We start from the raw sequence: 21,183 nt of genomic DNA on the forward strand, positions 1-21,183 counted from the left end.
GACGGCCCGCCGCCCGGCGGTCACGGCCGCGGCCGACTCCATCGGGGGCGGCGGGGTGAGGGTCATGCTGGTGCGCATGGCTTCGCGCAGGTCGTTCTCGTCCACGATGCCTCTTCTCATTCGGCGGTGACGGGGTGGGACATCAACGTCCGGAGGGCGTCCAGGCCGCGCGCCGCCTGGCTCTTGACCGTGCCGGCCGTACAGCCGAGGACAGCCGCGGTCTCGTCGACCGACATGTCCTCCCAGTAGCGCAGGACCAGCACGGCCCGCTGCCGGGGCGGCACCCCGGCGAGTGCCTGTAACAGCATCAGCCGGTCGTCGGCCGACCCGGGCGCGGCCGACTGCTCGGTCAGCGTCTCGTGCGGCCGTTCCCGCCGCCACCAGCCCCGGCGGCCGTCGTCGATGAAGGTGCGGATCAGCACCTGCCGGACGTACGGATCCAGCGCCTCGTGCCGCGCGACCCGATGCCAGTGCGTGTACAGCTTGGTGAACGCGGTCTGCACCAGATCCTCGGCCCGGTGCCAGTCCCCGCAGAGCAGGAACGCCGTCCCCCGCATGGCCCCCGACCGGGCCGCGAAGTACTCGGCGAACGCCGCGTCGCGATCGCTCATGCCCACCCCTATCCGTTCGGTCGGGACAATCACGAGACCGGACCGACGGAAGGTTGCACGAACCCCGGAGAATTACCAGGCGCGGCGCAGCGGCACGTTCCGCCAGTCGGTGTCCGAGGCCAGATAGAAGCCCGGGTACGAGGGCTGGTTGTACGTCGTCTGCTGGCGGGCCACCTCGACGCGGTACTGCGGGTCGTGCATGAGCGTGTAGAGCTTGTGCCCGGTGATCTCGGTGCTCAGATAGATCCGTACCGCCGTGCTGTCCGCCGTGCGGACCAGTAGTTCCTCGCGCCAGTCGCCCAGGATGTCGGCGACCAGGGACGGGTTGCCCTTGGTGCCGTTGTCGGTCAGCGTGCCGGTGGCGGTCAGCAGGGTGCCGCGCCGCCAGTCGTCGATCGTCGGGGTGACCTCGCCCGCGCCGTTGACCAGCTGGGTGGTCAGGTCGCCGGCCCAGCGGATGCTCTGGTTGGTGCCCGGCACCGGCCCGGGCAGCACCGCGCCCGCCGCCGTGTGCAGGCCGGACGCCTCCGAACCGCCGGGCATACTGGCCCAGGACTCGATGCCGCGGACCTCCGGCAGCACGTCGCCGATCATCCCGCGCCCGGTGTCGCGCCCGGAGTAGGTGCCGGAGAGCACCTCGCCGGTGGCCGCGTCGCGCAGGGCCATGCCGTACGGCGCGCCGGTGCCGTTCTCGTGGACCGTGAACGTCTCCAGGCCGGGCCGGTCCGGGTTGATGTCCGTGACGTGCACGGCGTCACCGTGGCCGAGCCGGACCCGCTGCCCCGGCGCCGCGCTGCCCTCGGGGAGCGTGTCGAACGAGGAGTACAGCAGGCTGCCGTCGTCGTCGATGGTCGCGGCGCCGTACACGATCTCCTGGCGTCCGTCGCCGTCCACGTCGGCCGCGCTCAGCGAGTGGAAGCCCTGGTTGGTGAGGGTGGCGTAGCGCGGGTCGGTGCCGTCGCGGCCGTGCGGGTTGTCGTTGAAGGGGTTGCTCATCGGGGTCCAGCCGCTGTCCACGTACCAGTTCTCGGTCAGCCGGCGGCCGTCCCAGCGGTACGCGACCAGCGTGGTGCGGGTGTAGTAGCCGCGGGCGAACACGGCCGAGGGGTGCCGGCCGTCGAGGTAGGCCACCCCGGACAGGAACCGGTCGACGCGGTTGCCCGGCTCGATCCGCGGGAGCGCGTAGTCGCCCCACATCAGCCCGTCGTCGTGCCGTCCGGGCTTGTAGCGCACGGTCTGCAGTTCGCGGCCGGTCGCACCGGCGAACACCGTCAGATACTCCGGGCCGTCGAGGATGAAGCCCTCGAAGGCGCGCAGGTTGTTGCGGGCGCTGCGGGACGGGGCGTACACGTCGATGAAGTAGTCGACCAGGGCCTCGGCGTCGGCGCGCGACAGCGGGTACGCGTACCGCGGCGCGAGGCCGAGCGCGGCCTCCAGCGTCGCCGGCCAGCGCCCGGCCACCACCTCGGGATGCGCGGTCCAGCCCTGGAACATCGTCACCAGGTGCTCGCGGTAGCCGGCCGCGCTGAGCCGGTAGTCGTCGGTGTGCCGGTGACCGGCGCGCACGTCGGCGCGCGGCATCGTGACGTAACGCCGGGAGACCTCACGGCCCGTGGCGTCGTACCGGATCACGCTCGTGCCCGGCGCCGTCTTGAGCATGAGCTCGGCGCGGCCGTCACCGTCGAAGTCGTACACCGGGAACTGGGTGTAGTGCGCCCCGGCCCGGATGTTGACGCCCAGGTCGATCCGGTAGAGAAGGGTGCCGTCGGCCCGGTAGGTGTCCAGGTAGACCGGTCCGGTGTAGCCGGTCAGCGAGACGTCCTTGGAGTTGGACGGGTCCCACTTCACGACGTACTCGTACCGGCCGTCACCGTCGACATCGCCGACGCTCATGTCGTTGGCCGTGTAGGTGTAGGTCTGCCCGCTCGGGGTCACGCCGTCGGCGGGCTTGCGCAGCGGCAGGTCGTGGTGGCCGCCGCCCCACGGGGTGACGGCGGCGCTGCGCCCGGCCTCGCGTCCGCGGACGACCGCGGCCACCCGGTAGCGGGACGCCGGGGTGCCGTCCGGGTCGAGCCAGTTGGTGCTGTCCGTGACCAGCGCGACGGGCCGGCCGTCGCGGTAGACCCGGAAGTCCGGCCCGGCGAGACCGGTCGCGGTGGCACCGGTCGCCTCGGGCGCGAGCAGGCGCCAGCTCAGGAACACGCCGTCGGCGGTGGCGGCGGCCACCAGGCCCCGGTCGAGACGTTCCAGAGCGGGGCCGCCGGGCCGCTGCGCCGCGGCCACGGCGGGCGGCGAGCCGCCGACCAGGAGCAGGCCGGCGGCCACGAGGATTCCCCACCGACGGTACGGACGCAGCGAACCCGGCATGGCGACTCCTCCTGGCTGAAACGAATCAACGCAGGCTAGGAATTGACGGCAGCCGATGTCAATGCCTCAGAGCGCTTTCCCCGGTAAGCGCATACCTGGGGTCAGCCGCTGGTCAGAGGCGGGCGATCGCGGAGGCCGGATCCTCGATCGCGTCGGCGACGCTGCGCATGAAGCCGGCCGCCGTCCCGCCGTCGCACACCCGGTGGTCGAAGACGAAGCTCATCTGGGTGATCTTGCGAACGCACAGCTCGCCGTCGACGACCCAGGGCCGGTCCAGGATGCGGCCGAACCCCAGGATGGCGACCTGCGGGTGGTTGATGATCGCGGCACTGCCGTCCACCCGGAAACCGCCGTAGTTGTTGAGCGTGAAGGTCCCGGCCTCCGGCGCCGTCACGCGGCCCTCCCGGGCGCCGGCGGTGATCCGCCGGATCTCCTCGTCGAGCTGCCCGGTGGTCATGGTCTCGGCGCCGACGACCGCGGGCACGACCAGGCCCCGCTCCCCCTGCACGGCGAGGCCGAGGTTGATCCGATCGAACTCGACGATCTCCTGCCGCTCGGTGTCCACCCGGGCGTTGAGCATCGGGTACTGCCGCAGCCCGGCCACGACGAACCGGGCGAGGTAGGCCAGCAGACCCGGGCCGGAGGGGGTGCTGTGCCGCAGCTCCCAGAGCCTGGTGGCGTCGACGTCGACCCAGACGGTGGCCTCGGGGATCTCGGCGCGGCTGCGGGTCAGCGCGGCCGACACCGCCTTGCGGAAGCCGGTCAGCGGAACCCGGCGCTCTCCCGGCACGACCGGAGCGGCGGAGACCGGCGCAGCCGTAGCGGGAGCGGTAGCCACGCGCGCCCGGGCGCGTTCGACATCGGCCCGCACGATCACCCCGCCGGGACCGGTCGCCTCGACGGTGGCCAGGTCCAGGCCGGCCTCCCGGGCCAGCCGGCGCACCAGCGGCGAGACCACGAGCGGCACCCGGTGCGGCAGCACAGCCGGAGCCTGCCGGCCCCGCGGACGACGCCGCCGGGACGTGACCGTCGCGCCCGTCGTGCCGTACCCGATCAGGACATTGCCGGATCCGGCCTGCTCCTCCTCGCGGTAGGTCTCCGCCTCCGGGACCAGCGCCGCGACCGTGAGCAGCGGCTTGCCGACCTCGAGGGTGACGCCCTCGGCGGCGTGCCGGGTGGCGATCCGGCCGGCATACGGCGTCGGCACCTCAACCAGCGACTTCGCGGTCTCGACCTCGACCACCGGCTGGTCGACCTCGACGGTGTCGCCCTCCTCGACGAGCCAGCGCACCACCTCGGCCTCGGTCAGTCCCTCCCCGAGGTCGGGCAGCAGGAAGGTCTGCGTGCTCACGAGTCCTCCCACTGCAGGTCGTCCACGGCGTCCAGGACACGGTCCACGCCGGGCAGCTGGAAGTGCTCGAGCTTCGGCGGCGGGTACGGGATGTCGAAGCCGGTCACCCGGCGGATCGGGGCGGCCAGGGCGTGGAAGCAGCGCTCGGTGACCCGGGCGACGATCTCGGAGGAGACACTGGCGAAGCCGGCCGCCTCCGCGACCACGACGGCCCGGCCGGTGCTGCGCACGGCCGCGCACACAGTCTCGTCATCGAACGGCACGATCGAGCGCAGGTCGACGACCTGCAGGCTGCGGCCCTCGGCGGCGGCCACCTCGGCGGCCTCGAGGGCGACCGGTACGGACGGGCCGTAGGCGATCAGCGTGGCGTCGGTGCCCTCCCGGCGCACCACGGCGGTGCCGATGCCGGGCACCGGGGCGCCGAGCTCGACCTCCTCCTTGGCCCAGTAGAGCTTCTTCGGCTCCAGGAAGATCACCGGGTCGTCCGAGGCGATCGCCGCGCGCAGCAGCCCGTACGCGTCCGCCGGCGTCGCCGGGGCGACCACGTGCAGGCCGGGCGTGTGCGCGTAGTACGCCTCGGAGGAGTCGCAGTGGTGCTCGACCCCGCCGATGCCGCCCGCGTACGGCACCCGGATCACCATCGGCAGCGTGACCCGGCCGCGGGTGCGGTTGCGCATCTTGGCCACGTGGCTCACGATCTGCTCGAACGCCGGGTACGCGAACGCGTCGAACTGCATCTCCACCACCGGGCGCATGCCGTTCATCGCCATGCCGACCGCCACGCCCACGATGCCGGACTCGGCCAGCGGGGTGTCGAAGCACCGGTTGTCGCCGAACTCGGCGGTCAGGCCGTCGGTGATCCGGAAGACGCCGCCGAGCGCACCGACGTCCTCACCGAAGACCACCACCGCCGGGTCCGCGGCCATCGCGTCGCGCAGGGCCCGGTTGAGCGCCTGCGCCATCGTCAGCTTGACGTGGTCGGTGGCCGTGACCGTCATCGCAGCGCTCCTTCGCGCTCGAGCTCGTCGGCGACCAGCGCGGCCTGCTCGGCGAGCTGCGGGGTGGGACTCGCGTACACGTGGTCGAAGAGCATCGCCGGGTCGGGCTCGACGTCGCGGTTGAGGCCGTCGCGCAGGTGCGTGGCGACCTTCTCGGCCTGCGCCGTGATGTCCGCGAGCCGCGCGTCGTCCAGCAGGCCCCGCTCGCGCAGGTGGGCCTCGAGCCGGGTGATCGGGTCGCGCTCGACCCAGGCCGCGACCTCGTCGTCGCGGCGGTAGCGGGTGGCGTCGTCGGCGTTGGTGTGGGCCTGCATCCGGTACGTGTGCGCCTCGATGAGCTGCGGTCCCCCGCCGGCCCGGGCGCGCTCGACGGCGGCGCCGAGCACGGCGAGCAGCGCGGCGGCGTCGTTGCCGTCGACGCGCTCACCGGGCACGCCGTAGCCGATGCCCTTGTGCGCCAGGGACGGGGCGGCGGTCTGGCGGGCGAGCGGGACGCTGATGGCGTACTCGTTGTTCTGCACGAAGAAGATGACCGGCGCGCGCAGGACCGCGGCGAAGTTGAGCGCCTCGTGGAAGTCGCCCTCGCTGGTGCCACCGTCGCCGCACAGCGCGAGCACGACGGTGGGCTCGCCGCGCAGGCGGGCGGCGTGCGCGACCCCCACGGCGTGCGGGAGCTGGGTGGCCAGCGGCGTCGCGTGCGGCGCGACGTTGTGCTCGTACGGGTCGTAGCCGCAGTGCCAGTCGCCCTTGAGCAGCGACAGCGCCTCGACCGGGTCGACGCCCCGGCCCACCGCGGCGATCGTGTCGCGGTACGTCGGGAACAACCAGTCGCCGTCGGACAGCACCTGCGCGGCGGCGACCTGGCAGGCCTCCTGCCCGTGCGAGGAGGGATAGACGGCCAGCCGGCCCTGGCGGACCAGCGCGTACGCCTGATCGTTGAGCCGGCGAGCGGTGACCAGGGCCGCGAAGGCCCGCAGCAGCGCCGCGTCGTCCGGGGCGGAGTGGCCGGGAGCGTCGACAGCTCGCCCGTGCGGGTCGATGAGCGTGACCGGCTCGGCCGACGGCAGAAGGTGGTGCGGGTCACCTGTCATGCAGACATGGTCGTTCGCCGACCATTCGGTTTCCACATCCCGGGAAAATCCGAGAAGATGTACGGGTGGCGCCGCTCTGCGGCGGCCAAACGTCCGGGCAACGACGCCCGGAGCCGAGGAGGACAAGACAAGTGGCCAGCGCCCTCGACGACATCGACCGGCAGATCCTGGCCGAGCTGACCCGCGACGCCCGGATGTCGATGCGCACCCTCGCCGAGCACCTGCACATCTCCCGGGCCAACGCGTACGCCCGCGTCGAACGGCTCCGCACCGCGAACGTGATCAGGGGCTTCCGGGCCGACATCGACCCCGTCGCGGCGGGCCTGGGCACCTCGGCGTACGTGACGGTGAACCTGCACCAGGCGGAATGGCGCGACGTGGGCGAGCAGCTGCGCGCGCTGCCCGGGGTCGTGCACATCGCGCTGGTCGGCGGCGAGTTCGACGCGATCCTGCTGGTCCGGGCCCGGGACAACGCCGCCCTGGGCCGGCTGGTCCTGGACGTCATCCAGGGCATGCCGGGCATCGTGAACACCCGGACCCTGCTGGTCTTCGAGGAGGCCGAGCCGCTGTCGGCCACCGCCATCTGGGAGCAGTGACACAGGATGCGCGTGTACGTGGACATGGTGGGTGACCTCTTCCACCCCGGCCATGTGGCCCTGCTGAAAGCGGCCCGGCAGTACGGCGACCATCTGATCGTGGGCGTGCTGTCCGACGAGGTGGTGGCGTCGTACAAGCGGCAACCGATCATGACCCTGGCGGAACGGGTCGCCATGGTCTCGGCGTGCCGGTACGTCGATGAGGTGGTGCCCGCGGCGCCGTTCCGGGTGACCCTGGAGTTCCTGGCCGAGCACGACATCGCGCTGGTCGTGCACGGCGACGACCTCACTCCGGAGGCGATCGACGAGGTCTACGGACCGGTGGCCGCGGCCGGGCGGCTGAGGCTGGTCCACCGCACGGCAGGCGTGTCGACCAGCGACCTCATCGCCCGGGTCCGGGCCCGCCCGGCGTGAAGCCGCACGGCGGACCCGACCGGTCGCCCCGGTCAGCCGGTGGTGAGCCGGATCGCGCTCCATGACACCGGGGGCAGGCTCGCCCGCAGGACACCGTCGGTGACGTCCGCGTCCTTGGCCGGGCCGGGCACCACGCGTTCCGGGTCGTCCGCCGTGTTCATGGCGTAGAGGTCCTCGTCCGCGAGCGTCCACGACTCCGTCACCCGCAGACCGGCCCCGAAGGCGGCCAGCGACACCGCCAGGTCGAGGCTCTCGGTGAGGTGCCTGTTCACGACGAAGACCGTGACGTCACCGCTCTCGGCGTCGTGGGTGGCGACCGCGTCCAGCAGCGGCACCGAGCCGAAGCGGGCGGTGTCGTAGCTCGGGGACTGCGGTTCCACGCGCAGCACCTCGCCGCGGGCCAGGCGGGAGGTCAAGGCGAACGGGTGGAAGATCGTCTGGCGCCACGCCGGGCCGCCCGCCTCGGTGCGGATCGGGGCGATCACGTTGACCAGCTGAGCCTGGCAGGCGGCGGTGACCCGGTCGCTGTGCCGCAGCAGGGAGATCAGCAGGTTGCCGACCACCACGGCGTCGGTGACGGTGTACGAGTCCTCGATCACCCGCGGGGCCACCCGCCACTCGGTCTCCTGAGTGGCCTGGAAGGCGCTCTGGTACCAGACGTTCCACTCGTCGAAGGAGATCTTGAGCTTCTTGCCGCTCTTGAGCCTGGCCCCGACGCTGTCGGCGGTGGCGGCGACGCTGGTGACGAAGTGGTCCATGTCGACCGCCGACGCGAGGAAGCTGCCCAGGTCGCCGTCGATCGGCTCGTAGTAGGCGTGCGCGGAGATGTAGTCCACGGCGTCGTAGGTCAGTTCGAGGACCTCGGCCTCCCACGCCGCGAACGTCGGCATCGAGGACGAGGAGCTACCGCAGGCCACCAGTTCCAGCCCCGGCTCGGCGCTGCGCATCGCCCGGGCGGTCTCCATGGCGAGCCGGCCGTACTCGTGGGCCGTCTTGTGCCCGGTCTGCCACGGGCCGTCGAGCTCGTTGCCGAGGCAGAACATGGTGATCCCGTACGGTTCGGTCGCGCCGTTGGCCTGCCGGAGCCGGGCCAGGTGGGTGCGGTCGGGCTGGTTCAGGTACTCCTGAACGTCCAGCGCCTCCTGCACGCCGCGGGTGCCGAGGTTCACCGCGTACATCACCTCCACCCCGGCCTTGCGCGCCCAGCGCATGAACTCGTCGATGCCGATCTCGTTGGTCTCCAGGCTGTGCCAGGCCAGGTCCCGGCGCACCGGCCGGTCACCGACCGGGCCGATGCCGTCCTCCCAGCGGTAGCCCGAGACGAAGTTGCCGCCGGGGTACCGCACGACCGAGACGCCCAGCTCGCGGGTCAGCGCGAGCACGTCCTGGCGGAAACCGTCGGCGTCCGCGGTCGGGTGCGACGGCTCGTAGATCCCGGTGTAGACGCAGCGGCCCATGTGCTCGACGAAGGACCCGAAGGTACGGCGGGACACCGGTGCGACGGTGAACGCGGGATCGAGGATGAAGCTGGCGGAAAGCACGGGTCTCCCAGGGGTCGAGGGGGATGTCACTTGAGGCTGCCGACGGCGAGGCCGCCCTGCCAGTACTTCTGCAGGGTGAGGAAGGCGATGACGAGCGGGACGATGGACACCAGCGAACCGGTGATGATCAGGCTCCACAGCGACTGCCCGCCGCCGTTGTTGGAGCTGGCCAGCTGCGACCACAGGCCGATGCCCACGGTGAGCGGGTAGAGCTTCGAGTCGGACAGCATGGTCAGCGGCAGGAAGTAGTTGTTCCAGGTCGCGACCACCGACAGCAGCAGCACGGTGACCACCGCGGGGCGCATCAGCGGCAGCGCCACCCGCAGGAACGTGCGCAGCTCGCCGGCGCCGTCGATGCGGGCGGCGTCGAGCAGTTCGTCGGGCACCGACGCCGAGGTGTAGACCCGCATCAGGTAGACGCCGAACGGGCTGAGCAGCGACGGCAGGATGACCGCCCAGACGGTGTCGGTCAGTCCGGCGTTGCTCATCATCACGAACGTCGGGATGACCAGCGCGGTCAGCGGCACCATGACCGAGCCCAGCACCAGGGCGAAGGTCAGGTTGCGGCCGCGGAAGCTGAACTTCGCGAAGCCGTAGCCGGCCAGCACCGAGATGACGGTCGAGCCGATCCCGCCGGTCAGCGCGTACAGCACGGAGTTGCCCAGCCAGCGCAGGTATTCGCCGTTGTTGAAGGTGACCAGGTCCTTCAGGTTGTCGACGAGGTGGAAGCCGTGGAACCACAGGGCGCCCGTGCCGGAGAACAGGCCCTCGGCGTTCTTGGTGCTGGCCACGACGAGCCACCAGACCGGGACCAGGAAGTAGCAGACGAGGGCGAGCAGGAACAGCTTCGCCCCGAGGTGGCGGTTGCTCACGTGAAGATGCTCCCTCGCTTGCGGGTGACGACCATGAAGACGGCCACGGCCAGGAAGACCACGAAGCCCAGCGCGAACGAGATCGCCGAGGCGTAGTTGAACTGGGCGTAGGCGAAGGCCAGGTTGAAGGCGTAGATGTTGGGGGTGAAGTCGGGCGTGACCGAGCCGTTGGCGATCGGCCCGAGGATCTGCGGCTCGGCGAAGAACTGCAGCGTGCCGATCAGCGAGAAGACCAGGATCAGCACGAACGCGGACGACACCATCGGCACCTTGATGCGCAGCGCGATCTGCCGGGAGCTCGCGCCGTCGATGCGGGCCGCCTCGTAGATGGACGTGTCGATGCTCTTCAGCGCGGCGTAGATGATCACCATGTAGTAGCCGGACCACTGCCAGGTGACCACGTTGAGCAGGCCGTAGAAGATGTTGCCCTGGCTGAGCAGGAACGGTGCCTGCACGTTGAACAGCGACGAGATCTGCTCCAGCGGACCGAAGCTGGGGCTGTAGAGGAAGCCCCACATCAGCGCGCCGAGCACGGCCGGGACCGCGTACGGCAGGAAGATCATCAGCCGGGAGAAGCGGGCCAGCCGGCCGGTGACCTCGTCCAGCACCAGTGCCGCGACCAGCGCGACGATCATCTGCAGCGGGATCACCACGAGGCTGAACCGCAGCACCAGCCACAGTCCCTTGAGGAACGACGGGTCGGTGAACGCGCGGGTGTAGTTGTCGATCCCGGCGAACGTGGTGCCGGTCGCGAGCCCTTTGGTGTAGAGGCTCAGGTAACCCGCGTACAGCAGGGGTGCGACCAGGAAGACCGCGAACACGACCAGGAACGGGAAGATGAAGAGCCAGCCGGCGGCGCCGCGGCGCGCCGATCGGCGGCGCCGGGGCGGCGCGGTGGCCCGGGGTACGCCGGTGCTGTCGCGCAGCGCCGCGGGCGGGGTCGATCTGATGACGGCCATGGGGTTCACGTCTCCTCTGCGGCGTCGTCGCAGCCACGGATGGGGACGGACGGCCGCCGCACGGTGGACCCGGGGCGGCCGTCCGGCCGGCGGTCACTGGACGGTGAAGCCCTGGCTCTTGGCGTACTTGACCATGATGTCCTGCAGCTCGGTGGCGGCCTGCTCGCCGGTGGTCTTACCACTGTTGATCTTCACGATCTGGGCCTGGAGCTGGGCGTAGTAGTACACGGTGAACGGGCTGTACGTCGCACCCTGGTACGCGTTCGCGGCCGGGATGTAGATGTCCTTGTTGGCCGTCTGCCCGTTGAAGAAGTCGACCTTGTTGGTGACGAAGGCGTCGGACTTCAGCACGTCCTGGTTGAGCGGGAAGATGGTCTGCGTCTTCCAGCCGTCGGTCAGCGACGCCTCGTCGGCGTAGAGGCCCTTGGCCACCTCGGCCGCGGCCTTCTTGTCGGACGCCTGCGAGGTCACCGCGAAGGTCGAGCCGCCCCAGTTGACCGAGACCGGCGCGTTCGCGTCCCACTGCGGCAGCGGCGCCACGGCGAACTTGCCCTTCTCCTTGCCGCTGCCGACGCCGGCCCCGGTCAGGTAGCCGGGCGCCCAGGCGGCGGAGACGTAGGTCGCGTACTTGCCGTTGACCACGCCGGCGATGTAGTCGGTGGTGAACTGGTCCTCGGTGCCGATGAGCTTCTTGGTGGCCAGCCCGCCCCAGTAGGTGAGGACGTCCTTGGTGGCCTGGTCGTCGAGCTTGATGGTGATCTTCTGCTTGTCGGCCAGGTCGTAGGTGAACGGGTTGGCGCCCTTCTGGATCATCAGCGCGGTCGCCACCGCCGGCACGTTGCTGCCGAAGTCACCGAAGTTCGGCCCGCCGGCCCCCTTCACCTTGGCGGCGGCCTCGGCGTACTCGGCCCAGGTCCTCGGCGGGGTCTTGATCCCGTACTTGGCGAAGACGTCGGTGCGGTAGATCATCGCCATCGGGCCGCCGTCGACCGGGATGGCGTAGACGGCGTCGCCCTGCGAGACGTCCTTCCAGGCGCCGGCGCTGAACTTGGCCTTCACGTCGTTGGCCCCGTACGGCGCCAGGTCGACCAGGGCCTCCTGGATCTCGAAGCCGACCAGCTGGTCCGCCTCCAGCATGATCACGTCGGGCGCGCCCTTCTTGGCCGAGATCGCCGTCTGGAACTTGGCGTACTCCGGCGCGCCCTGGCCCGCGTTGGTCCAGCAGACCTGCACATCGGTGTGGGCGTTGTTGAAGTTGTCGACGACCTTGGCCATGTTCGGGTACCAGGCCCAGACCGACACCGCGGTGGCCTCCGGGTGAACGATCTTGTTGGTGCAGTTGGTCGGTTTGGCCGAGGTGCCGCCACCCTCGTCGCCGCCCGAGCAGGCAGCCACTCCGAGCACGAGGGACAGTACGGGCATCGCAATGATGAGACGTCTCATGGTCAGCATTTTCCGGGAACTCATTCGGTGGCCTCCTGGCTGGATTTCGCGCATGGGGGATCGCCGCTCCTCGCTCTGCGTAGTCAACAGGCGGGACCGGAACCGCGGGAGAGAGCCCGGACGACCGTGGCGTCCTTCCCCGGTAAAGTGTGTTGTAAGTTACGATTGCAGCGCTGCAAAGGACTATGCACCGGCTCAACGGCTCTGGCAAGAGGCAACCTCTCGGAAATACGATCGTCACCTCAGGCACACCGTCGCCCGACTCAGCAAGGAGGGGCCTCATGCGAGATATCACGCTGCGTGACGTTGCCGAGCTCGCCGGGGTCTCCCCCCGTACGGTCTCCAACGTGGTGAACGGCTACGCCCAGGTGGCGCCGGCGACCCGGGAGAAAGTCGAACGGGCCATCGCCGAGCTGGGCTACCGGCCCAACGTGCTCGCCCGCAACCTGGCCAACGGGCGGTCGGGGCAGATCGCTGTCGTGGTGCCGTACCTGGACACGCCGTACTTCGCCGAGCTGCTGCAGGCGATCATCCCGGCCGCCCGCAAGGGCGGCTACAACGTCCTGATCGACCAGACCGACGGCGACCGGCAGCACGAGGGCGAGCTGATCGGGCGCGGCTCACGGGGCTTCCTGTTCGACGGCATGATCATCAGTCCGCTCGGCCTGTCCCAGCAGGATCTCACCGTGCGTGATCTTGCCCTGCCCCTGGTCGTGCTGGGCGAACGCGTCTCCGACGGCACCTTCGACCACGTCGGGATCGACGACATCGCCGCCTCGACCGACGCCGTCACCCACCTGATCTCCCTGGGCCGGCGCCGGATCGCGGCGATCGGCGACCAGCCGTACGCGACCGGCGAGGCGGCCCAGCTGCGCACCCGCGGCTTCCGCGCGGCCCACGCCGCCGCCGGGCTGCCGGTCGACGAGTCGCTGATCATCAGCACCGCCCGGTTCAACCGGATCGACGGCGTGACCGCGATGGCCGCGCTGCTCGACCGGGCGGACCCGCCGGACGCGGTCTTCTGCTACAGCGACCTGGTCGCCTCCGGCGCGATCCACACCATCCTGGAACGCGGGCTGCGGATCCCCGAGGACATCGCGATCATCGGCTACGACGACATCGAGGACGGGCGCTACAGCCATCCCACGATCAGCACCATCTCCCCCGACAAGACCGCCATCGCGCAGCTGGCGGTGGAGCGGCTGATCATGCGGATCGCCAGCTCCGGGCCGGTCCCCGGGGTGGAGCTGCTGGCCGAGCACCGGTTGATCCCCCGCCAGAGCACCCTCGGCCGCGCCGCTCCATGACCGGGCCCGCAGAGGGTCCCGAATGCCCGGGACTTTGGTCCTGACCTGGTCCGTGAACCCCCCACAGAGCTCAACCCGCCCGTAGAAAGGACGACGTACAGCAGGACAGGCGCCGCACCGGGCGGCGCCGGGGCACAGGGAGCGGGAACGATGAAGGTCACTCTGGGACGTGGTGCCGCCGTTGCGGGCACCGCCGCCGCGGCGCTGCTGGCGTCGCCCTCCCCGGCCTCGGCGCACGAGAAGTGGTTCGTCGACGAGCCCGGCTCCTACGCCACCGACTGGGCGTTCGCCTTGCGGCCGGTCACCTTCGGCCTGATCGTCGCGGTCGTCCTGGCCACCGTCCTGTGGCGGTACGTCGCCCTGCGCTACCTGCCCACGCCGGAGCTGCGGCCGCTGCGGTTCGCCGGCCGGATCATCCCGTACGTCCCCCGGCTGCTCGCCATCCACCTGGGTGTCTCGCTGCTGGCCGCCGCGGTCACCGGCCACTTCCTCACCCACGACCTCGAGGTCGAGCACCTGACCGGCGGGGTGGCGCTGCTGCTCGCCGAGGGCGCCCTGGGCATCTGGTTCATCACCGGCATCCGGCTGCGCCCCGCGGCGCTGGCCCTCACCGTCATCGGGCCGCTGGCCCTGCTGCTCACCGGTCCGGTCGGGCTGCTCTCGGCCATGGACCTGCTCGGCGTGGCCGTGTTCCTGGCCTTCGTCCCGCCGTCGGACGAGACCTTCGGCCGGGTGGAGCCGGACGCCGCGACCCTGCGCCGGGCGCTGCTGGGCCTGCGGCTGGGTGCCGGTGGCGCCCTGATCACGCTCGCCTTCGCGGAGAAGCTGGCCAACCCCGCGCTGGCCCGCGAGACCCTCCACCTCTACCCGCAGCTCGATGTCTTCTCGCTGGTCGGCATCCACCTGAGCCCGGACACCTTCGTCGCCGTCGCGGGCGTCACCGAGCTGCTGTTCGGCCTCTTGGTGATCTCCGGCGCGCTGCCCCAGGTCGCCGTGCTGGTCGCGGGCATCCCGTTCAACGCGACCCTGCTGCTCTTCGGCGGCACGGAGCTGCTCGGTCACCTGCCGGTCTACGGCGTCTTCCTGACGCTGCTCGCCTACGGCTCCAACGAGCGGACCGCCGCGCTGGTGCGCTGGCTGCCGCCGGTGCGGGCGCGCCTGCTGCGCCGCCCGGCGGTGGCCCGCTGAACCCGCCGACCCGCCGATCCCGCTGCCGGCGCAGCGGGATCAGCGGCGTAGCGAGCCGGTCGTGGGCACCCGCAGGTGATGGGCCAGGCACAGCACGTCTCGATCGGACGAGAAGTGCAGTTCCTCCGGCGGCACGGCGAGCACCGTCCACGAGTCCTCGTCCAGCTTGACACCGGCATAGGCGGCGTAGCGGTCGTCGCAACCGGTCCGGGCGGTCTCTTTGACCTGGGCGTCGCCCGGCCAGTCGCCCTCCCGCAGAGGGAAGAGAGCGAAGACCTCGCTGTAGTGCGTGGTCGAGCACGGCACCACGTCCACATAGCTGCCGGTCTGCGAGCTGATGTCCTTGAGACAGTCACCCACCCGCAGCTCGGTCACCTTGAGCTCGCGTGCGCCGTTGATGGCGCCCGTGGCGTCGCGGTCCGGGCCGTCGGCGGCATCCCGTACGACGGCCACGCCGACCGCCACCGCGATGGCGAGCGCCCAGAGGCCGCAGACGACCAGCCCCGCGATCGCGTAGAAGCGGCCGCGCCGGTCACCGTTGCGCTTGCTCTGCCGCAGGCCGATGACGCCGAAGATGATGCTCGGCAGGCCGGCGCAACCCATCAGGGCCAGCGCCAGGGAGGCGATGGAGAAACCGTTGGTCTTGCCGTTCCAGGCCGGGCGGGGCGGGGGCGGCGGCGTGTAGGCCGGGTACTGCGGGCCGGGCGTGAGCGGGGGCTGGTGATCCACAGCGGGCACGGTACAGCCACGAAGGGAACCACGCCGCCCCGTGAGCGCCGCCGGAGATGTCTTCCGGCGACTGCTCAGACCGGCGTCATCGCGGACGATTCTTGATCTAGGAAGCATGTCGACGAACGGGGCGAGGGAACCATGAAGGTCGGGCTGCGCAGCATCCGGATCAGTAGCCGGCTGGTCGCCGCGATGGTCGTGCTGCTGGCACTGCTGAGCGCGGTCGTGGCCGTCGGGCTGTCGGCCATCGCCGATCAGTCCCGCGCAACCGCCACGCTCGCCGACTACTCGACAGCCAACCAGCTCGCCAAGCAGGTCAAGTTCCGGTCGGCGGACTTCAACGGCTGGCAGACCGCGTACGCGTTCGACATCGTCCGCGGGGTCGACGGCGCCGCAGCCGACACCGCCGACGCGCGCGCCGCATTCCTCGCCTCGGCCGCGTCATTCCGCCAGGAGTTGCAGACCCTTCGCGGCGCGCACATCACCGCCGCGGAAACGGAGCTGATCGACCGCATCACCCAGCACTTCGACGAGTTCTCCGCGCTGGACCGCACCATCGTCGAGGCGTACCGCAGCGGCACCGCCACGCAGATCGCGCGGGCCAACCAGCTGGTGGCCGTCGACGAGATCAAGATCTTCAACGAGATCGCCGCCAGCGTGGACTCGCTCACGTCCTCGATCGACGCCCGGTCCTCCGCCGCGATGACCGACGCCTCCGCCGCCGCCGACCGCTCCTCGGTCGTCATGGTCTCGGCCGGTGTGCTCACCGTCCTGCTCGGCGCCGCGCTCGCCTTCGTGCTGATCCGGTCCATCATCCGGCCGCTCGGCACCCTCAACCACCGGCTCGCCGAGATCGCCGACGGCGACGGCGACCTGACCCAGCGGATCCACGACGACGGCCGGGACGAGATCGCCGAGGCGGCGGGCGGCTTCAACCGCTTCGCCGACCGGATGCAGGAGCTGGTCGCCGCGGTCGCCGCCGGGGCGCGGCAGGTCTCGGATGCCGCCGACGAGCTCAGCACGGTCAGCACCCAGCTCGCCGGGGGCGCGGAGGAGACCAGCGCTCAGGCCGGCGTGGTCAGCGCCAGCGCCGAGGAGGTCTCCACCATCGTGTCGACGCTGGCGGCCTCCGCGGAGGAGATGAACGCCTCCATCGCGGAGATCTCGCGCAGCGCCTCCCGGGCCACCGACATCGCCCGCGGCGGCGTACAGGCCACGCGGGAGGCCGACGAGACCGTGACCCGCCTCGGCGCCTCGTCGGCCGAGATCCAGACCGTGGTCAAGCTCATCACCGACATCGCCGCGCAGACCAATCTGCTCGCGCTGAACGCCACCATCGAGGCCGCCCGCGCGGGCGAGGTCGGCAAGGGCTTCGCCGTGGTCGCCGGCGAGGTCAAGGAGCTGGCCCAGCAGACCGCCTCGGCCACCGAGGAGATCGCCCGCAAGGTCGAGGCGATCAACCAGGGCTCCGGCGCGGCGGCGGCCGTCATCGCCCGGATCTCCACCGTGGTGACCGAGATCAACGACACCCAGCTGACCATCGCCTCGGCCATCGAGGAGCAGACCGCGACGACGCAGGAGATGTCCCGCAACGTCGGCGAGACCGCCGTCGGCGCCGGCGAGATCGCCACCACCATCGTCGGCGTGGCCCAGGCGGCCGAGCAGGCCAGCGCGGGCGCGCAGACGACGCAGACGACCGCCCGGTCGCTGGTCGACGCGGCGGCGACGCTGAACGGGCTGGTCAGCACCTTCCGCTACTGACCGGCGCGGCGGCCGGCGGGCCCGCCGGGGCGCCGATCAGCCACAGGGACGGTTCGCCCGAATCGTCTTGCCGGACCGGCCGGCCGCGTAGCCTGAATCGAGTGAGACCCGCGCCGACGGTGCAGACCCCGGCCGGCGGAACACCCCGCGCCCGGGGACGTCGGTCGCGGATCGTCGCCCTCGTCATGGCGCTCGGCATGATCGGCACCGTGCTGGCCGTGGGCGCGCTCCGGCGGGCCGCCGAGGACCGCTTCGACCAGGCGCTGGAACAGCGGACCATGATGGTCGCGCGCACCCTGACCGCCGAGATCCGGCGCTACACCACTTCCCTGCTCGACCTCGCCGCCGCGGTCGGCGCCCAGGGACAGCTGTCGAGGCCGGAGTTCGAGGCGATCACCGCCGCGACGGACCGGCAACGGCTGCCCGGTGCCACCGGAGTGGCGCTGGTCGTGCCGGCCACCGGCGCCCAGGTTCCCCGGGTGCAAGCCGAGTGGCGCCGCGCCGGCAGCCCGGACCTGCGGTTACGGCCAGAACCCGGGCACGCCCCCGAACACCTGTTCGTGGTCCTCAGCCGGGCCATCGACGGCAGCGACTCGTCCGCGGGTCAGGATCTCGCGGCGGCACCCGAGGCGGCAGCCGCGCTCGGCCAGGCCCGCGAAGGTCACCAGGTCGCGATCAGTGCGAGCTACCGCCTGCTGCAGGACGCCGCCGTGCCCCAGGACACCCAGCAGCTGGGCTTCGCGCTGGCAGCGCCGGTCTACTCCACCTCTCCGTCGGCGAGCGACGCCGGGCAGTTCCGCGGCTGGATGGTGATGGCGCTGCGCGGCGGCGACTTCCTCCAGGACGCGATCAGCCGGATCGCCGGGGAATCGGTCGCCGTGACCCTCTCGGACGCGTCGAACGGCGTCGCCACCCCGGTCGGACGCCGGTTGCCGAGCGCGGCGATCGACGCGAGCCGGCCCGCCCGGACGTTGCCGATCCCGGTGCCGCAGCGCACCTGGCAGGTCACCGTCGCGCCCACCGACCGGGTGCTGGCCGGCACCGCGCTGCATCTCGACGTCGTCGCCGCCCTGATCGGCACGTTGATCACCGCGCTGCTCGCGGCCCTGACCGGCACGGTGGTCAGCTCCCGCGACCGCGCGCTGCGCCGGGTCGACGCGGCCACCGCGGCGCTGCGCGACGACATCAACCGGCGGGAGGCGGTCGAGCAGCAGCTGCGCCGGCGTGAGGAGGAACTGGTCGGCTTCGCCGGCGTCGTCGCCCATGACCTGCGCAGCCCGCTGGCCCGGATCGCCGGCTACGCCGACTTCCTGCGCGAGGATGCCGGACCCCGCCTGGAGCCGGAGCACCGCGAGTTCCTGGAGCGCCTGCACAGGGGCGCTCAGCGGATGCAGTCGCTGATCGACGACCTGCTGAACTACGCGACAGCGGACAACCGGACGTTACGGCGTACCGAGGTGGATCTGAACCGGCTGGTGGCCGACGTGATCCGGGACCGGGTCGGCGGCACGGGCGGGCAGCAGCCCACGATCGTGGTCGGGCCGCTGCCCAGCGTCGACGGCGACCCGGTCCTGCTGCGCCAGGTCGTCGACAACCTCGTCGGCAACGCCCTGAAGTACACCGCCGCCGGGCAGCAGCCGTTCATCGAGATCACCGGTACGGCGCAGGACCCGGGCGGCTGGTGCATCGAGATCGCCGACCGGGGCATCGGCATCCCGGCGGCCCAGCGCGCGACCGTGTTCGACCCGTTCATCCGGGCGGACGGCAGCCAGCCGTACCACGGCACCGGACTGGGGCTCGCCATCGTGCACCGCATCATCGAACGCCACGGCGGCGAGGTCGGGGTGCGGGAGAACCCGGGCGGCGGCAGCCGGTTCTGGTTCACCGTGCCGGCCCCTCCCCCGGAGGGCTCGAGCACCGTCACCGCCGAACGGACCGGCGCCGGCCGCTAAGTACCGCAGCTTCCGGTCCGAACAGACGGGTGTGCCGGACCAGATCTTTCTCCTCGGCAACACCGTCATCATGGTGGCGTACGCGGCGATCACCGCGGCGATCGTCGTCCCGGTGGCCCGCGCCGGGCAGCTGCGTTCCAATCGGCTGGCCACCGCGACCGCGTTGATCTTCTTCAGCTGTGCGGTCGGGCATGGTTTCCACGCGGTCATGACCTATCGATCCCTCATCTCCGGGCAGACCCACCCGGGAATGGCCGCGGACTCCTGGGCCGCGGCCTCCTGGGATCTGTTCACGGCCGCCGTCGGCGTCTACTACTGGACACTCCGGCGCGGATATGGCGTCCTGCTGCGCCGGGGAGCGATCTATGTCGCACCCCAGGACCAGCAATGCCTCGATGTGGCGGGAGCCCGGGAGCGGGCGGCTCAGGACCTGGCCGAGAGCCACCGCGCTACGCTCGCCGCCGTCGTGGAGCACAGCGACGACGCGATCATCGGCGTCACCCCGGCCGGCACGGTCACCGCCTGGAACGGCGGCGCGGAACGGCTCTTCGGCTGGACCGCGGCGGAGGTGATCGGGCGCCCGGCGTCGATGCTGGCCGGCAGCGAAGGGCTCGGCGAGCAGTCCGACGTCCTGTCCCGGATCGCCAGCGGTGAACGCAGCCTGCACTACGAGGCCACCCGGGTGCACAAGGACGGCTCGCCGCTCGAGATCGCGGTGAGCGTGGCCCCCATCCTGGGCCGCGACGACTCGATCATCGGGGTCTCCGTGGTGGCCCGCGACATCGCCGCCGCCAAACAGGCAGCCGAGCGCCGCCGGCAGGTGGAGGAGCGTACCCACCAGGCCCAGCGGATGGAGAGTCTCGGCAAGCTCGCCGGTGGCGTCGCCCACGACTTCAACAACATCCTGGCGATCATCGTCAACTACACCGACTTCGCGGCCGAGCAGTCCACCGAACCCGCCGTACGGGCCGACCTGGAACACGTCCGGATCGCCGCCGACCGGGCCATCGGCCTCACCCACCAGCTGCTGGTCTTCACCCGCGGGGACACCATCCAGCCGCAGGACATCGACCTGAACGCGTCCATCGACGAGGTCCGGGCGATGCTGCACCGCACCATCGGCGAGGACATCGACCTGCGGACCCACCCGGCCCCGGCGCCGCTGACGGTGCACGCCGACGCGGGCCAGATCCAGCAGGTGCTGCTGAACCTCTCGCTCAACGCCCGCGACGCGATGCCCCAGGGCGGCACGCTGGTGATCGAGGCGGACCGGGCCCGGCTGGACCAGCACCAGCTCGACATGCACCCCGAACTGGCGCCCGGCACGTACGCCCGGCTGCAGGTCAGCGACACCGGCGAGGGCATCGAGCCGGAGGTCGCCGCCCACATCTTCGAGCCGTTCTACACCACCAAACCCCGGGGCCAGGGCACCGGCCTGGGACTGTCCACCGTGTACGGCATCATCGCGGAGGCGGGCGGCAGCATCAACGTCTACTCGGAGCCGGGGGTAGGCACCACCTTCCGGGTGTACCTGCCCCTGGTCGGGACATCGCACACGGCAGTCACCCGTGCCGTCGAGGCGGCCGTGCCGCAGGGGCACCAGGAGACTGTCCTGGTCGTCGAGGACGAACCGGCGCTCGGCCGGATCGTCGCCCGCATCCTGGGCCAGGGCGGCTACCGCGTGCTGTCGGCGGCATCCGGGCCGGAAGCGCTGGAACTGAGCCGGGACCAGGGCTGTGACCTGCTGCTGACCGATGTGATCATGCCGGGGATGTCCGGTCCGCGGCTCGCCGAGCTGCTGGCGGCCCGGCACCCCGGCCTGCCGGTGCTGTTCATGTCGGGCTACAGCAACGGACTGCTGGGCTCGACCCATGTGCTGGACCCGGACATCGCCTTCATCGAGAAGCCGTTCACCGCGGACGACCTGCTCCGGCGGGTCAGCAGCGTGCTGAGCAGCGCCGCGACCCGGTCGTGACGACCGCTCTGTGCGGCACTGCGGGATG

17 protein-coding genes are annotated in these 21,183 nt (G+C 71.3%); 7 read left to right on the forward strand and 10 right to left on the reverse strand.

The genetic code is table 11. From position 1 onward, the window contains the following. Positions 1–116: 116 nt before the first annotated feature. The 5 genes from ACWEOZ_RS38615 to pdhA form a co-directional block, all read right to left on the reverse strand. Positions 117–611 carry a SigE family RNA polymerase sigma factor gene (locus ACWEOZ_RS38615; protein WP_451915630.1) on the reverse strand — a complete coding sequence of 165 codons (495 nt, stop codon included), beginning with the start codon at positions 609–611 and terminating at the stop codon, positions 117–119. Between the two features lie 72 nt (positions 612–683). After that, positions 684–2,978, reverse strand: a complete 2,295-nt coding sequence (locus tag ACWEOZ_RS38620; protein WP_451915631.1) for a rhamnogalacturonan lyase — start codon at positions 2,976–2,978, stop codon at positions 684–686. Positions 2,979–3,090: 112 nt separating this feature from the next. Next, complete coding sequence (locus tag ACWEOZ_RS38625) at positions 3,091–4,329, reverse strand: dihydrolipoamide acetyltransferase family protein (protein WP_451915632.1); 1,239 nt, start codon at positions 4,327–4,329, stop codon at positions 3,091–3,093. After that, positions 4,326–5,327 carry an alpha-ketoacid dehydrogenase subunit beta gene (locus ACWEOZ_RS38630; protein WP_451915633.1) on the reverse strand — a complete coding sequence of 334 codons (1,002 nt, stop codon included), beginning with the start codon at positions 5,325–5,327 and terminating at the stop codon, positions 4,326–4,328. Before ACWEOZ_RS38630 ends, ACWEOZ_RS38625 begins: the two co-directional genes overlap by 4 nt. Then, positions 5,324–6,418 (reverse strand): pyruvate dehydrogenase (acetyl-transferring) E1 component subunit alpha, encoded by a 1,095-nt coding sequence (gene pdhA, locus ACWEOZ_RS38635; RefSeq protein ID WP_451915634.1) that lies wholly within the window; start codon positions 6,416–6,418, stop codon positions 5,324–5,326. The genes ACWEOZ_RS38630 and pdhA overlap by 4 nt, the downstream gene beginning before the upstream one ends. 131 nt (positions 6,419–6,549) lie before the next feature. On the opposite strand from pdhA, the gene ACWEOZ_RS38640 reads away from it, so the two are divergent. Next, the gene (locus tag ACWEOZ_RS38640) at positions 6,550–7,014 is read left to right on the forward strand and encodes an Lrp/AsnC family transcriptional regulator (RefSeq protein WP_451915635.1); all 465 of its coding nucleotides are present in this window, start codon (positions 6,550–6,552) and stop codon (positions 7,012–7,014) included. A 6-nt stretch (positions 7,015–7,020) separates the two neighbouring features. After that, entirely contained in the window at positions 7,021–7,428 is a 408-nt protein-coding gene (locus tag ACWEOZ_RS38645) for an adenylyltransferase/cytidyltransferase family protein (RefSeq protein ID WP_451915636.1), read from the forward strand. Positions 7,429–7,460: 32 nt separating this feature from the next. Here the strand turns inward: ACWEOZ_RS38645 and arfA are convergent, their stop codons facing one another. The 4 genes from arfA to ACWEOZ_RS38665 all read right to left on the reverse strand — a co-directional run bounded on the left by arfA (position 7,461) and on the right by ACWEOZ_RS38665 (position 12,222). Beyond that, the gene (gene arfA / locus ACWEOZ_RS38650) at positions 7,461–8,969 is read right to left on the reverse strand and encodes an arabinosylfuranosidase ArfA (RefSeq protein WP_451915637.1); all 1,509 of its coding nucleotides are present in this window, start codon (positions 8,967–8,969) and stop codon (positions 7,461–7,463) included. 26 nt (positions 8,970–8,995) lie between these two features. Beyond that, on the reverse strand, positions 8,996–9,841 hold the full coding sequence (locus ACWEOZ_RS38655) for a carbohydrate ABC transporter permease (protein WP_451915638.1): 846 nt from the start codon (positions 9,839–9,841) through the stop codon (positions 8,996–8,998). After that, on the reverse strand, positions 9,838–10,800 hold the full coding sequence (locus ACWEOZ_RS38660; protein WP_433730452.1) for an ABC transporter permease subunit: 963 nt from the start codon (positions 10,798–10,800) through the stop codon (positions 9,838–9,840). The genes ACWEOZ_RS38655 and ACWEOZ_RS38660 overlap by 4 nt, the downstream gene beginning before the upstream one ends. Before the next feature lie 93 nt (positions 10,801–10,893). After that, complete coding sequence (locus ACWEOZ_RS38665; protein ID WP_451915639.1) at positions 10,894–12,222, reverse strand: ABC transporter substrate-binding protein; 1,329 nt, start codon at positions 12,220–12,222, stop codon at positions 10,894–10,896. 302 nt (positions 12,223–12,524) lie between these two features. Between ACWEOZ_RS38665 and ACWEOZ_RS38670 the strand changes: the two genes are divergently transcribed. Both ACWEOZ_RS38670 and ACWEOZ_RS38675 read left to right on the forward strand, forming a co-directional pair. After that, positions 12,525–13,550: a LacI family DNA-binding transcriptional regulator gene (locus ACWEOZ_RS38670; protein ID WP_451915640.1), complete on the forward strand. Its 1,026-nt coding sequence runs from the start codon at positions 12,525–12,527 to the stop codon at positions 13,548–13,550. Positions 13,551–13,700: 150 nt separating this feature from the next. Continuing rightward, on the forward strand, positions 13,701–14,738 hold the full coding sequence (locus ACWEOZ_RS38675; protein ID WP_451915641.1) for a hypothetical protein: 1,038 nt from the start codon (positions 13,701–13,703) through the stop codon (positions 14,736–14,738). 39 nt (positions 14,739–14,777) lie between these two features. Here ACWEOZ_RS38675 and ACWEOZ_RS38680 read toward each other — a convergent pair whose 3' ends face one another. Next, complete coding sequence (locus ACWEOZ_RS38680; RefSeq protein ID WP_451915642.1) at positions 14,778–15,467, reverse strand: septum formation family protein; 690 nt, start codon at positions 15,465–15,467, stop codon at positions 14,778–14,780. 141 nt (positions 15,468–15,608) lie between these two features. Between ACWEOZ_RS38680 and ACWEOZ_RS38685 the strand changes: the two genes are divergently transcribed. The 3 genes from ACWEOZ_RS38685 (at position 15,609) to ACWEOZ_RS38695 (ending at position 21,155) form a co-directional block, all read left to right on the forward strand. Next, the gene (locus tag ACWEOZ_RS38685; protein ID WP_451915643.1) at positions 15,609–17,228 is read left to right on the forward strand and encodes a methyl-accepting chemotaxis protein; all 1,620 of its coding nucleotides are present in this window, start codon (positions 15,609–15,611) and stop codon (positions 17,226–17,228) included. 101 nt (positions 17,229–17,329) lie between these two features. Next, complete coding sequence (locus ACWEOZ_RS38690) at positions 17,330–19,180, forward strand: sensor histidine kinase (RefSeq protein WP_451915644.1); 1,851 nt, start codon at positions 17,330–17,332, stop codon at positions 19,178–19,180. Positions 19,181–19,211: 31 nt separating this feature from the next. Continuing rightward, a complete protein-coding gene (locus ACWEOZ_RS38695) occupies positions 19,212–21,155 on the forward strand; it encodes an ATP-binding protein (protein ID WP_451915645.1) in 1,944 nt (647 codons plus the stop codon). Positions 21,156–21,183 lie beyond the last annotated feature (28 nt).

This window comes from Actinoplanes sp. NPDC004185 (assembly GCF_053603475.1).